The following is a 13,688-nucleotide window of genomic DNA, read 5'->3' as shown; positions in this document are numbered from 1 at the left end:
GGCCGGAGCGTGAACGCTCCGGCCTTTTGTTGTTTTTTTCGCCGCTCGTTATCTGGGGCCGATGACGTCGATGCCGCCCATGTAGGGCTTGAGCGCCTCGGGCACCCTGATAGTGCCGTCGGCCTGCTGGTAATTTTCCATGACCGCCACCAGGCAGCGGCCCACGGCCAGGCCGGAGCCGTTGAGGGTGTGCGGGTACTGCTTCTTCTTGGAGTCCTTGGGCTGGAACCGGATGTTGGCGCGGCGGGCCTGGAAGTCCTCGCAGTTGGAGCAGGAGGAGATTTCCCGGTACTTGTCCTGGCCGGGCAGCCAGACCTCGATGTCATAGGTCTTGGCAGCGCCGAAGCCCATGTCGCCGGTGCACAGGGTGATGGTCCGGTAGGGGAGCTCCAGCAGCTCCAGGATACGCTCGGCCGAGCGGGTCATGTCCTCCAGGGCCTCGTAGGAGTGCTCCGGGTGGGCGAAGTTGACCATCTCCACCTTGTAGAACTGGTGCTGGCGGATGAGCCCCTTGGTGTCCTTGCCGTAGGACCCGGCCTCGGAGCGGAAGCAGGGGGTCAGGGCGCAGAATTTGATCGGCAGGACGTCTTCCTCGATGACCTCGCCTGCGTAAACGTTGGTCAGCGGGACCTCTGCGGTGGGGATGAGGTACAGCTCGCGGTCGTCGGTGAGCTTGAAGAGGTCTTCCTCGAACTTGGGCAACTGGCCCGTTCCGGTCATGGTCGCCTTGTTGACGATGACCGGGGGCAGGACTTCGGTGTAGCCGTGCAGTTCGGTCTGGGTGTTCAGCATGAACTGGGCAACGGCGCGTTCCAGCCGGGCGATGGCGCCGAAGCTGATCGAGAAGCGGGAGCCGGACAGCTTGGCCGCGCACTCGAAGTCCAGGCCGCCAAGGGCGGTACCCAGCTCCCAGTGTTCCTTGGGCGCGAAGTCGAACTCGGGCTTGTCGCCCCAGTAGCGCAGTACCGGGTTGTCGTCTTCGGACTGGCCCAGCGGCACGGAGTCGTGCGGGATGTTGGGCACGGACATCATCCAGTCCTTCTGGGCGGCCTCCACCTCGGCCAGCTCGGCGTCGAGCTCCTTGGTGCGGGCCGCAACCTCGCCCATCTTGGCCAGCAGGTCGGAGGCGTCCTCGCCTGCCTTCTTGCGCTTGGCGATCTCCGGGCCCACGGCGTTCTTTTCGGCCTTGAGGGCTTCCACTTCGCCGATGAGCGCCTTGCGCCGCGCGTCGAGGTCGGTAAATTCCTGTACGTCTATTTTCGAGCCGCGTTTTTCCAGGCTCTCCCGGACCACATCCGGGTTTTTCTGCATCAACTTGAGATCAAGCATCGAACTACTCCTGATTGATTTGCCCATGGTGTAATGCAAAACGGGGGGAATGAAAAGGTGCGCCTGGCGGCGCGGCCTTAAGAGATAAGGAAGCCGCCTGTCGGCGGCGATTGACGGAGCAAGGGTTTCGGCCCTTCCGGGCCGACCTTCTTTTGGGCTAGCGCGTCCAAAAGAAGGCAAAAGACGCGCTTTTTTGTGCTGCAGCGCGCTCTCGGGCCCAAGAGCCGCTAACACGGTTCCGCTGCCCGAAAAGCGAAAGCCTACGGGTAGGCGCGCTTCGGGCTAGGCTTCACCGTGTGCAAGCGGCTCTAAGCCCCGAGCTCGATTACTGGTCGTTGCCGGGGTGATCGGTAGCTTGCCGGATGGTGCAACCGGCCTTTGCCCAACTAATCGAGCTAGCATTCAGCTATGGAATAAGGACAACTTTTCCCATCAAGCCGAGCTAACATCTCTGTACAAATAAGAAAGAAAAAATTCGGCGCTTCGACTGCCCCTTCGGAGGTCCGCCCTGAGCCCCTTGCTCACGGGCCTAGAAGCTCACCAAGCCGGTCGGCGGCTCTTGTTTCGGGACCCGCACGGAGTGGGACGGCCTCCGTTCGATAAAGTTGGCAGAGCGTTTCACTCAACGAAGTCCGAAGCCGACCGGGTTGGCTGAGATTCTCGTCCGAGAGCACCGGGGCGGGGATGCCCCTCCAAGCGCCTTTTCTTTCGTCTATTTCTTTTGGCGCAGCAAAAGAAATGGACCCCGCCGGGAGGGCATGGAGGGCTTTTGGGAGCGCAGCCCCGAACCCGGCTCTCCACGCGCTGCAAGCGCGATTCCCGGAAGCGAGGGGCCGCAGGCCCCAACGCTGGCTCTCGCGCCGCAGGCGCGCATCCCATCATCAATGGCCGCTCCTTAAAGAGCGGCCTTCCTCTTCTTCCGCAATCGCAAATTCAAAAACTCCACAAACAACGAAAACGCCATGGCGAAATAAATATACCCGCGATCAATGTGCCTGTGCATGCCCTCGGCCATGAGAAATATTCCGACCAAAAGGAGGAAGGAGAAGGCGAGCATCTGCACCGTGGGGTGCCGTGACACGAAGTCGCTGACCGGCCCGGCGAACAACAGCATCACGCCTACGGCCACGACGATGGCAGCGATCATGACCGTCAGGTGCTGGGCCATGCCTACGGCGGTGATGACCGAGTCCAGTGAAAAGACGAGGTCCAGAATCATGATCTGCATGATGGCGGAGAAATAGGAGTATTGCTTGCGTACATGCGTCTCGGCGAGCCCCGGCTCCTCCAGCTTGTCGTGGATTTCGTGGGTGGCCTTGGCCAGCAGGAAGAGGCCGCCGGTGAGCAGGACGATGTCGCGGCCGGACACGACGTGGTCGAAGAGGGTGAAGAGCGGCGCGGTCAGTCCCATGATGGCGGAGATGGCGAGCAGCAGGGCGATGCGCGAGAACATGGCCAGCCCGATGCCCAGCCGCCGGGCCGTTGCGCGCGATGCCTCGGGCAGCTTGTTGGTGACCACGACCACGAAGACGATGTTGTCGATGCCGAGCACGATCTCCAGCCCGGCCAGAGTGATCAGGGCGATGAGATTTTCCAGTGTCCACAGTCCTTCCAGCATGGTCGCTCCGGGGTTGTTGATGATGAGCCGGAGTATGGGCGAACCCGCCCAGGAGCGCAACCCAAAGCAAAAGGGCCGCCCGATTTCGGGCGGCCCTTTGTGATGTTGTCGTATGGGCGGTTAGTTCAGGCCCATGCCGGCGTGGTGGGCCGGGTCTTCCATCTCATCCACGTGGCAGACGGTACAGGATCCTGCGGCGCCGAATATCCGGGCCTGGTCCATATACTGGCCGGGCATGACGTTGTCTCGGTCCGTGGCCGGATAGAGGGCGTGGGGCGAGCCGTGGCAGGCCGCGCAGTTCACGGCGTCCATCTCGTCGCGCCGGGCCGCGAAGAGTTCGGTCTCGTCGTCGGTCCACTCGTTGAAGGTGGAGTCGCTGTCCGGAGCGGCGAAGTCCACGTGGCAGTTGAGGCAGTCGGGCTCGTTGACCCACGGGGTGCGCGGGTTGACCGCGTCCGCGTTGCCGACGTTGCGCGGCGTGATCAGGGGCAGCAGCTTGTTCGCGCCCTTGCGGCCCGCTTCCTGGTCGCCCTTGAGCAGGCTGATGGCGTGGTCCTCGAGGGGGCCGTGGCAGTTGGCGCACTCGAAACCGGCCTCACCGTGGTTGTCGCGCAGGGTGTTCTGCGGGTGGCAGAGCATGCAGGACTGTGCGGAGTCGCGCCCGGCCATGTAGACCGCGTGCACGCCGTGGATGGCGGCGGCCAGGCTGGGCAGGTTGTCGCGGCCTTCGCTGTCCTGGGACGGATCGGCGTGGCAGTTGGCGCAGGTTATCGGGCCCTTGGCCGATGCGGCCACGTGGTCGGTTTTGTTCATGCGGTCGTGGGCGGCCAGGATGTTTTCCACGGTGCCCTGGGAGACGCCGGAGCCGTCCTCGGCCCAGTCGCCGCCGTGGCAGTTGCGGCAACCCATCTGGTCGCTGACGGGTACGGCCACCTTGGCGGTGGCAACGGTCTCGCCGTCCACTTTGGCGGTCAGGGTGACCACCGGCAGGGGCTCGAATTGGCCGGAGCGGTAGGGCTTGAGGGCGAGATCCGCCTCGAAGCGGTTCTGGCTGCCCAGAAGCTGCATGGTGCCGGTCGGGGCCGCCGCCTCGATGCCGTCTTCCACGGCGTATTCGATGGTCACGCCGTCGGTGACGAACTCGGGCAGCCCGTCCCGCAGGACCAGCTGTGCGCGGACCACGCTACGGGGCGGCAGCAGGGTCCATTTGTCGTTTTGCGCGAAGAAGCGCATGCCCTGGTCGGCCCAGGCCAGCAGAGCGTATTCCGCGCTGTCCGGATCAAAGGGCGAGGGCTCCACGGCCTCGGGGTCGGGGATTGTCGCCGCTGTCGTTGCCTTGTTGCCGTTCAAAGTCACGGCGATGTATGCGGCCAGGGCCTTGCGTTCCTGTGTGGTCCCGGCAAAGGGCGGCATGTACTTGTTCAGTTTGCCCATGCCGGTCAGGAAGGCGTCCATGCCGTTCTCGTCGTACATGCTGGTCCGCTTGCGGATTTCATTCATGGGGCCGCCGATGGCGTGGCAGGAGGCGCACTCGAGCTGGTAGAGGAATTCCCCCGCCTTGAGGACGTTGGCCTCGGTGATGCCCGCCTTGAGTTCCGGCGGTGCCCACTTGGCGTGTTTGATGGCCCCTTCCTGGTTGATGACCGGGACCATCGCCTTCTGAATGGAGTTGGAATAGGTGTAATCCCAGATGAGATAGGGCTTGCGGCCCGCCTCGCGGATGAACTCGAAGGAGCCGAACAGGCCGAGGCCGGAGAGCATGACCAGCATGGCCAGGGAAAAGGACATGGTCCGGGGCATCCTGAAGGCCAGGATCAGCCCGCCCACCAGAGTCACCCCGGCAAAGATCCAGAACCATGTCATGAAGCCGAGCACGCGGTGGGACTTGAGGGTGATCAGTTCCATCTGCGCGGGCGGCAGGGCGGCCATGTAGAGCAGGCCGGAGAGGATGGTGGCCACGATGCCGAGGGTGGTCCAGACCGAACAGGTCCTGACCATGGCGTGGCGCGTGTCCTCGTCCTGGATGCGGGTGGCGGTAACGAAGCCGAACAACCCCGCGCAGGCCGCCGAGAAGAAGCTGCGGAACACGAGCTGGGGCCAGAAGGTCGGGTTGAAGAAGCCGTCCCAGAAGGACTTGGTGGTGATCCAGTCGCCGGGAGTGAGCATGAACCCGATAATGCCGTTGATCAGGAAGAGAGAGAGCCAGCCGAAGAGGAAGTAGAGCCAGCCCACCGTCAGGTGGTCGCGCCGGTCCATGCTTTCCCAGGTGTAATAGTAGACGATCAGGGCCACGATCTCGCCCAGGAAGCAGACCCACTCAGCCGCCCAGCCGAACACGAACTGGTGGATGAGCGTGATGGTTGCCTGTGGTGCAAGGAGCGCGATGGTGATCCAGATTGCCACGCCCGAGACCGCGCCGAAGGCCATGGTCAGGAGCAGGAAGAAGCGGGAGTGCTTCTTGACGTAGTCCAGCAGGTGGACGTTGTTGTTGCGGTAGGCCGCCTGCTCGACAAGCACCAGCAGCAGGCCGCCGCCCACGGCGAAGTGGGCCACGTAGACATGCAGGGTCGCGATCAGGGCGATCCAGAAGCCGCCGCCCAGGGTGGTCAGTTGCCAGATGGGATATTCCATGGGTTATGCCCTCCCCGTGCGCGCTTTGAAGTAGAGTTTGACCATGTAGGCGATCAGGGCGAGGCCGCCCACGAGGAAGCCGAGGAAGAGGTAGAAGGAGCCGTACTGGTGGGTGACCGGGATGGCGTCCATTTCCTTCCAGGGGGAGACCATGAGTACGCGCTGCCAATGGCGCGCGCAGGCCATGAGGAAGACCGTGATGACCGCCCACACTGCCGCGCTTCTGGGGTTCTTGCGGAAGCCCGAAAAGAGCAGCATGCCCGCCGCGCCCAGGGACGCCGCCAGGGTGGCGGTGGCCGGGACATTGCCGCCCATGAAGGCGAGCAGGATTTCCCGGGGCTGGGCCATGAGGAACCAGAGGCCCACGGCCAGGTTGGCGATGGTGGCGTGGGTCAGCCACTTCATGCCCGACTCCACGTATTCGTCCTCTTTGCGCATCTGGCCGAGCAGGGCCACCCACAGGCCGCCGACGGCTACGGCCCCGACCATGAAGTGCAGGTAGCGGGGGATGAGGGTCGGGTCGGCCAGGTTGAGAAATCCGCCCTGGCCGGAGAAATATTGCAGCCAGTTATTGGGGACGAGCATCAGCGAGATGTTGTTGGTGAGCATGAACCCGGTGAAGAGCAGCCCCGCCAGGGACGAGCCGAAGATCAGTCTGCGCCAGCTCAGGGACAGGGACTCGAAACGGAACTTGTAGAAGTAGAATCCGTAGTAGGAGAAGAGCAGCGCGCCGATGATGGCCAGCCACCAGCCACCCATGAGCACTGAGCTGACGTAGTCGAAGTGGCCGTAGTTGACCTGGAGAAAGAGCAGGGGGGCGACGCCCAGGTTGATGGTCAGGGCGAGCAGTGGCGGCAGCTTTTGCCCGATGTCCTTTGCCAGCTGGCTCTTGCCTTTGAACGACCTGACCAGGCCGATGGCAGCGGACCCCACCAGGGCGTTCATCAGGATGATGTGAACCGTAAACGTGACGATGAGCAGCACGTCGAACCACCCGTAGGGGATGGGCAGCGGGTCTGGAACCGGTATGAGCGTGGCCGGATTCATGGGCGCCTCCTTGGATTTTCCTTTAACCGTATAGGTGATTTACCCTGCGAATACAACCCGTCCTTCATTACCACCATTGGGCACTTAATGCGGATCATGCCGGATTATAATGGGAAAATTCTTCTCGTGTCGTACAATGGCATCAAACCTTCGGGTATGAGTTCGAGCCGAAGGGAAGGAATCTATTTCAAGGGGATATTGAGGTGAAGATAGGACCCAAGATGACATTGCTTGGCGTGGTGCTGCTCGGCGCAACTGCCGCTTGTATTCTGGCCATGTTCCTGTGGCGGAATGCGATTGTCGGCGATACCCTGGCGGGTTTCTTTGACAAGCAGGCCAAGCACGAAATGGAATTGGCCGTGGGCGACGCAACCAGCCTGCTGGCGACGCAGCACGCCACCCTTACCAAGGAACTGGAAAACGACATGCGCGTCCTGCTCGACATGGTGGAGCAGGGCGGCGGGCTGCGATTGTCCGCAGAGCGGGCGAAGTGGAACGCGGTGAATCAGATTACCAAGGCCCAATCGACCGTCGCTTTGCCCAGGATGATGATGGGCGGGCAGTGGCTGGGCAACAATGCCGACCCTGGCGTGCGTACGCCGCTGGTGGATCGGATCATGAAGCTGACCGGGACCACCTGCACGGTCTTCCAGACCATGAATGAACAGGGCGACCTGTTGCGAGTGGCCACCAACATATTGAAGACCGACGGCAAGCGGGCCGTGGGCACGTACATCCCCAGTTCCTCGGCGGTGGCCAGGAGCATCCGGTCGGGCGAGACCTACCGGGGGACCGCCTACGTGGTGAACGCCTGGTACCTGACCCAGTACCGGCCCATCAAGGATGCGAACGGCAAGGTCATCGGCTGCCTGTATGTGGGCATCCTGCAGGAGGGCGTCAAGCAGTTGCGCGAGGGGCTCATGTCCGTCGTGCTCGGCGAGTCCGGCGCGTTGACCGTCCTGAGCGGCATGGAAAAGTCACTGGGCGTGGTCCGTATGCACAAGGATTCCGGGCAGGAAGGGAGAAGTTGGGCCGATGTGCGTGACGATGGCGGGGACACCGTCTACCGAACCGCCGTGGAAAAGGCGCGGGAGGCCGGTGGCAAGCCGGTCACCATCCGCACCTCGTTGCATGGCAAGCGGGTCCTGCTGACCGCCGAGGAGTTCAGTCCCTGGGGCTGGGTTGTTCTCGGCACCGGCTACGAGGACGAGTTCATGGCCGGAAAGCGGGCCGCGGACGACGCCCTTGCCAACGCGGCCCTGTGGTCCGGCGGCATCAGCCTGGTCATGGTCGTGGTGGCTATTCTTGTCATCCTCTACTTTGCTCGCGCCATGAGCGCCTCCATCGGCAGGGTGGCTTCGGCCATGACTCAGATCAATCGGGGCGATTTGTTCGTGGAGCGGTTGCCTGAACGGGAAGGCAGGCCCAGGGACGAGCTCGAGCAACTGGCCGTTGCGCTCAATTCCATGTCCGACCAGTTGCGGGAAGTGGTCCATAACGTTCAGCTCTCGGCCGAGAGCGTGACCGCAGGAAGCCTGGAGCTGGCAGGCACCTCGCAGGCGCTGTCGGACGGCGCCACCAACCAGGCCGCGTCAGTGGAGGAGGTCTCCTCGTCCATGGAGGAGATGACCTCGAACATCGAGCAGAACACCGACAACGCGCAGGAGACGGAAAAGATCGCCCGCCAGGCGGCTGAAGACGCCAAGCGCGGCGGCAAGTCCTTTTCGCAGACCATCGAGGCCATGCGCGAGATCGCGGACAAGATCTCCATCATCGAGGAGATCGCCCGCCAGACCAACCTGCTCGCCCTGAACGCAGCCATCGAGGCCGCCCGCGCGGGCGAGCACGGCAAGGGGTTTGCCGTGGTGGCCGCAGAGGTGCGCAAGCTGGCCGAGCGGAGCGGTGTGGCGGCCGGTGAGATCAGCCAGCTTTCCGCCAGCAGCGTGGATATCGCCGAAGAGGCGGGAAAGGTGTTGGAAAAGATGGTTCCGGATATCACCCGCACTGCGGAACTGGTTCAGGAGATCACTGCGGGCAGCACCGAGCAGCACACCGGCTCCACCCAGATCAAGGACGCCATTCTCGAGCTTGACCGTGTGGTGCAGCAGAACTCGGCGGAGGCCGAGCACGTGGCCGCTTCGTCCGAGACCCTGGCCGGACATGCCGCACAGCTTCAGGAAATCATCGGCTACTTCCGCCTGGAGGCGTCGGCAGGTGCCGGGAACATCCCCTCGCAGCGGGTGGTCCGGTCCGAGCCTCGGGCCCTGGACGCGGCTCCGGCAAAGGGGACGGGCAAGGGCCTGACACTTGACATGGACGATGACGACGGGGACTTCGAAAGGTTCTGACCAGGCAGCTATCCCGGCAAGGCCTGCGCCCCTGGGCGCGGGCCTTGTCTTTTGTTCCGAAAAGGGTAGAACCTCCGGGAAAGGAGAACGCCATGGGCAACGTACTGCTTTTAGATGCCGGAAACACCAATACCAAGATATGTCTGGCCGACGAGAACGGGCTGGGCGAGAGCTATTCCCTGCCGACCCGACCGGCCAACACCGCTGACGACTGGGGCCTCAAGATCGAGGCGATCCTGCAGCGCGAGGGCGTTGAGCCTCGCAGCGTGGAGGCGTGCGTCATCTCCAGCGTGGTTCCGCCGCTCGATCCGCTCATCAGCCGCATGGCCCGCCGCTTTCTCGAGTGCGAGGCCGTGTTCGTGGGCCGCGACCTTCTTCTGGATCTGGACAACGAATACGCCCGGCCCGAAAAGGTGGGCGCGGACATCCTGGTGGGCTGCCTGTCCGCCCGGCTGACCTATGACCACGACAACCTGATCGTCATAGACTTCGGCACGGCCACCACCCTGGCCTGCGTCAAGGGCAACGCCTTCAAGGGCGGGCTTATCTGCCCGGGCGTGCTGTCCTCCCGGACCGCCCTGGCCAGCGGCACGGCCAAGCTTCCCAACGTGGACCTGACCATCGACGGCGACAGCCTGAGCTGGGGCACGACAACGGAGGAGTGCCTCAACCAGGGGCTCGTGTTCGGCTTCGCGTCCATGATCGACGGCCTGGTGGACAAGCTCTCCCTGCGTATGCGGGACCCCTTTGTGGTCGCCACCGGGGGGCTGGCCCGGACCATCGCCCAGGTCAGCGAGCGCATCGACGAGCTCCGTCCCGAGCTTGTCATGGAAGGATTGTGGATGGCCTACTACAATCAATAAACGGTATCCCGTATTACTTTTGCCGAAAGAAGAGCGCCCCGCCCGGCTGTGCCGGACGGGGCGTGTTGCGTTATTAAAACCGCTGGAAGTCCTCGTCGCCTCCCTCCAGCGCAAGCTCGACGCCCCGGGGTGGCGGAGGAGCCTCCGGAGCGGGCAATGACGCGAGACGCGGCCTGGCTGCCGCCGCCGAGTTTCCGTTGACCTTGAAGAAGGCCATGGCTCGTTCCAACTGCGCCGACTGCCCCGAGAGTTCCTCGGAGGTGGAGGCCATCTGCTCTGCAGCAGAAGCGTTCTGCTGGATGACCTCGTCCAGTTGGGAAATGGCCTGGCCTATCTGCTCGGCCCCGGCGTTCTGCTCGTTGCTGGCCACGGTGATCTCCCGGATCAGTTCCGCCGTCTTCTGGATGTTCGGGACCATGGTCTCGAGCATTTTCCCGGCCTTTTCGGCCACGTCCATGGTGGTTACGGAGAGTTCTCCGATCTCCCCTGCAGCCACGCCGCTCCGTTCGGCCAGTTTGCGCACCTCTGCGGCCACCACGGCAAACCCCTTGCCGTGTTCGCCCGCGCGGGCGGCCTCGATGGCCGCGTTCAGGGCGAGCAGGTTGGTCTGGCGGGCGATCTCCTCGATGATGGAGATCTTTTCCGCGATGTCCTTCATGGCCGTAACCGCCTCGTTGACCGCCGAGCCGCTGGTTGCCGCCTCCGTGGCCGCCAGGGTTGCTATCTCTTCCGTGGCCCTGGCGTTTTCCGAGGTCTGCTGGATGTTGCTGCCCATCTGTTCCATGGACGAGGATATCTCCTCGATGGACGCGGCCTGCTCGGTGGCTCCCTGGGACAGGGACTGGGCAGAGGCGGACATCTCCTGGCTGCCCGAGGCCACGTTGGAGGAACTCTCCCTGACCTCGGCGACCACGCCGGCCAGTTGCGTGGCCATCTCCTTCATGTGCGCGTAGACGCCGTTGGCCCTGTCCTCAAAGGAGAGCTTGAGGTCTCCCTTGGAAATGGTCTCGGCGATGTCCGCGATGACCGCCGGGTCCTGGCCCAACTGCCTGTTGGTGGTCCGGGTGATGAACAGGGCGGTGAGCGAGCCCACAGCCAGGGCGATGGCGCCCAGGATGATCAGCAGCATGGTGGAACGGTCGTTGGCGGCTTGCAGTTCGGGGCCGAGCCTGTCCTGCTCCTCCATGATCGACAGCTTGACGTCCTCCACCTCCTTGGCGATCTGCGGGCCAAGTACGTCGAGCTTGCCGGTTATCACCTCGTTGCGGTCGAAAATGACCTTGCTCAACTCACTGAAGGCGGCGCTGTATTCCTTTTCCAGGGCAACCGTCTGCTCCAGTTGCGTCCGCTGAGCCTGGGAGACCAGCGCCGAGTCCAGGCGGCCCAGTTCATCCCGCAACTCTCCCATCTCCTTGTTGACGCGGTCCACTGAAGCCTGGGAATTGTCGTCCAGGAACTTGACCACATAGAGCCGTCCGAGGAGCAGGCGGCGCAGGGCCAGGCTGCTGCGGTAAGCCGCTTCCTGGTTCTGGGCGCTCGCCGAAGAGAGGAGCAGCGCGGTCAGGTCCTTTTCCATTTTCGGCCCGACCTTGTTCAGGATGTCGTTGACCAGGTGGTTGCGCTGATCGCGGAACTGCTTGACCTTTTCGAATTCCGCTCCGTACTCCGCCGTGTGGTCGCGCACGAGATTCACTAGCCGCACCCGCTCCGGCTGGACGATCTCCTCCTCTGCGGTCTTGAGGAATGACTGCATCTTGGCGAAGTAGTTTGAGTATTGTTCCAGGTCCTTGTCCGAGCCGGTGATGACGAAGTCCTTCACGTTCATCCGCACCATGAGCATGTTGGCCTGCAGGCGCCCGCTCAGATTGGTGTCCCGGGCAAGGCCCCGATACTGGGTGAAGCCTTGCGTCGAGTTGTCGATGGCCCAAAGCGAAATGCCCGCCACAAGCAGCAGCAGGACCAGAGTTGTGCCGAACCCCAGGTACAACTTGGTGGACAGTTTCATGGTTCCTCCCTGAGAGCTAAGGTTTTCCGATTGTCATCCTGTGGCAGTTCTTTGGTGTTTCGCAAGAAAAGAATACAATTTATAACGTCTTTATTTTAATTAATAAGAATTATTACTATGTTTTCCATTCTGCGAGTCCTGCGAAGCAAGCTGTATTTTGGTCTTTGGCGGTATGAAATGTCTCGCCGAGTTCTGAGAGGGAGGCTCTATTTCAGATTATAACTGCCATGACGGGACAGGGCGCGTATAGAATTGAGCATCGTGAGGATTTCGTATAGAATCCGCGCGTTCAATGCGGTAATCACTTTTTTCAATACATCCCCAAGGAGTCGATCATGAGTATTATTTCCGGTGTATGGGCGCGCGAGATCCTGGATTCTCGTGGCAACCCCACGGTTGAGGTCGAGGTCATTCTTGAGTCCGGCATCATCGGGCGGGCTGCCGTGCCCTCGGGCGCGTCCACCGGTTCCCGCGAGGCCCTGGAGCTGCGTGACAAGGAAGAGCGTTACGGCGGCAAGGGCGTCCTCACCGCCGTGGAGAACGTGCGCGGCGAGATCGCCGGAGCCGTCATCGGTATGGACGTCCTGCGCCAGGTGACCCTGGACAATACCCTCATCGACCTGGACGGTACCGAGAACAAGGAGCGCCTGGGCGCCAACGCCATGCTCGGCGTGTCCATGGCCGCCGCCCGCGCCGGTGCCCGCGTCCTGGGCCTGCCCCTCTACCAGTACCTCGGCGGCGTGAACGCCAAGCTGCTGCCCGTGCCGCTCATGAACATCATCAATGGTGGCGAACACGCCCCCAACAACCTGGATATCCAGGAGTTCATGATTATGCCCGTGGGCGCCGAGACCTTTGCCGAGGCCCTGCGCATGGGCGCCGAGACCTTCCACAAGCTCAAGGCCATCCTGCACAAGGACGGCCACGTCACCAGCGTGGGCGACGAGGGCGGCTTTGCTCCCAACCTCCAGTCCCATGCCGAGGCTTTCCAGTACATCACCCGCGCCGTGGAAGAAGCCGGATACGAGCCCGGTGCCGAAATCTGCTTCGCCATCGACGCTGCGGCCAGCGAGTTCTACAAGGACGGCAAGTACGTCCTGGCCGGTGAGAACAAGACCTTTGACTCCGACGAGCTCATCGACTTCTACGCCGACCTGGCCGACCGGTTCCCCCTGGTCTCCATCGAGGACGGTCTGGCCGAAGGCGACTGGGACGGATTCGCCGCCATGACCGAGAAGATGGGCGACACCGTCCAGCTTGTGGGCGACGACCTGTTCGTCACCAACCCGGACATCCTGGCCGAGGGTATCGACCGGGGCGTCTGCAACTCCATCCTGATCAAGCTCAACCAGATCGGCACCGTGTCCGAGACCCTGGACACCATCGAGCTGGCCAAGACCGCAGGGTACACCAACGTGGTCTCCCACCGCTCCGGCGAGACAGGCGATCACTTCATCGCCGACCTGGCCGTGGCCGTGAACGCCGGCCAGATCAAGACCGGCTCCCTGTGCCGCTCCGACCGGCTGGAGAAATACAACCAGCTCCTGCGCATCGAGGAAGACCTGGGCGACGATGGCGTCTACTACGGTCCCATCCTCGGCGGCAGCTTCTTCGAAGAATAAGATTGTCTCCGACGGCCGGGGGAAGGGGAGAGAGGGACCCTTTGTAAAGGGTCGCCTCTCTCCCCTTCCCCCGGACCCCCATCCCCTTTCACCCCCCAAACTTTTTGTCGCGCCTTCGGCGGGGCGGTGAATGGTATGGGAGGGACAATGCGACGATTCCGTCGGGGCACCTGGTTTCTCTGATTTTCCCCGAAGGACGGTATGGGCGGAGTTGCAATCCGTTTC

8 protein-coding genes are annotated in these 13,688 nt (G+C 62.8%); 3 read left to right on the top strand and 5 right to left on the bottom strand.

Features of this window, described 5'->3' with window-relative positions; genetic code table 11:
- Window positions 1-48 precede the first annotated feature (48 nt).
- The 4 genes from serS to GM415_RS02880 form a co-directional block, all read right to left on the bottom strand.
- Window positions 49-1,329: a serine--tRNA ligase gene (gene serS, locus GM415_RS02895; RefSeq protein ID WP_158946331.1), complete on the bottom strand. Its 1,281-nt coding sequence runs from the start codon at window positions 1,327-1,329 to the stop codon at window positions 49-51.
- Between the two features lie 895 nt (window positions 1,330-2,224).
- Window positions 2,225-2,947 carry a TerC family protein gene (locus GM415_RS02890; protein WP_158946329.1) on the bottom strand — a complete coding sequence of 241 codons (723 nt, stop codon included), beginning with the start codon at window positions 2,945-2,947 and terminating at the stop codon, window positions 2,225-2,227.
- A gap of 120 nt (window positions 2,948-3,067) precedes the next feature.
- On the bottom strand, window positions 3,068-5,578 hold the full coding sequence (locus GM415_RS02885; protein ID WP_158946328.1) for a cytochrome ubiquinol oxidase subunit I: 2,511 nt from the start codon (window positions 5,576-5,578) through the stop codon (window positions 3,068-3,070).
- A gap of 3 nt (window positions 5,579-5,581) precedes the next feature.
- A complete protein-coding gene (locus GM415_RS02880) occupies window positions 5,582-6,625 on the bottom strand; it encodes a hypothetical protein (protein ID WP_158946327.1) in 1,044 nt (347 codons plus the stop codon).
- A 203-nt stretch (window positions 6,626-6,828) separates the two neighbouring features.
- Between GM415_RS02880 and GM415_RS02875 the strand changes: the two genes are divergently transcribed.
- Both GM415_RS02875 and GM415_RS02870 read left to right on the top strand, forming a co-directional pair.
- Window positions 6,829-8,973: a methyl-accepting chemotaxis protein gene (locus tag GM415_RS02875; protein WP_158946326.1), complete on the top strand. Its 2,145-nt coding sequence runs from the start codon at window positions 6,829-6,831 to the stop codon at window positions 8,971-8,973.
- Between the two features lie 92 nt (window positions 8,974-9,065).
- A complete protein-coding gene (locus tag GM415_RS02870; protein ID WP_158946325.1) occupies window positions 9,066-9,836 on the top strand; it encodes a type III pantothenate kinase in 771 nt (256 codons plus the stop codon).
- Window positions 9,837-9,909: 73 nt separating this feature from the next.
- Here the strand turns inward: GM415_RS02870 and GM415_RS02865 are convergent, their stop codons facing one another.
- On the bottom strand, window positions 9,910-11,841 hold the full coding sequence (locus tag GM415_RS02865) for a methyl-accepting chemotaxis protein (RefSeq protein WP_158946323.1): 1,932 nt from the start codon (window positions 11,839-11,841) through the stop codon (window positions 9,910-9,912).
- Window positions 11,842-12,176: 335 nt separating this feature from the next.
- Between GM415_RS02865 and eno the strand changes: the two genes are divergently transcribed.
- Window positions 12,177-13,463 carry a phosphopyruvate hydratase gene (gene eno / locus GM415_RS02860; protein WP_158946322.1) on the top strand — a complete coding sequence of 429 codons (1,287 nt, stop codon included), beginning with the start codon at window positions 12,177-12,179 and terminating at the stop codon, window positions 13,461-13,463.
- Window positions 13,464-13,688: the final 225 nt, after the last annotated feature.

Origin of the sequence: Pseudodesulfovibrio cashew, assembly GCF_009762795.1 — a bacterium.
Classification (GTDB): domain Bacteria; phylum Desulfobacterota; class Desulfovibrionia; order Desulfovibrionales; family Desulfovibrionaceae; genus Pseudodesulfovibrio; species Pseudodesulfovibrio cashew.
The sequence above is the reverse complement of the archived record's forward strand: the minus strand, read 5'-3'. Positions and strand labels throughout refer to the sequence as shown.

Coding starts and splice junctions, on each gene's coding strand:
- GM415_RS02880 (WP_158946327.1), bottom strand. CDS start 6,625: ATGAATCCGGCCACGCTCATACCGGTTCCAGACCCGCTGCCCATCCCC.
- GM415_RS02870 (WP_158946325.1), top strand. CDS start 9,066: ATGGGCAACGTACTGCTTTTAGATGCCGGAAACACCAATACCAAGATA.
- serS (WP_158946331.1), bottom strand. CDS start 1,329: ATGCTTGATCTCAAGTTGATGCAGAAAAACCCGGATGTGGTCCGGGAG.
- GM415_RS02885 (WP_158946328.1), bottom strand. CDS start 5,578: ATGGAATATCCCATCTGGCAACTGACCACCCTGGGCGGCGGCTTCTGG.
- eno (WP_158946322.1), top strand. CDS start 12,177: ATGAGTATTATTTCCGGTGTATGGGCGCGCGAGATCCTGGATTCTCGT.
- GM415_RS02865 (WP_158946323.1), bottom strand. CDS start 11,841: ATGAAACTGTCCACCAAGTTGTACCTGGGGTTCGGCACAACTCTGGTC.
- GM415_RS02890 (WP_158946329.1), bottom strand. CDS start 2,947: ATGCTGGAAGGACTGTGGACACTGGAAAATCTCATCGCCCTGATCACT.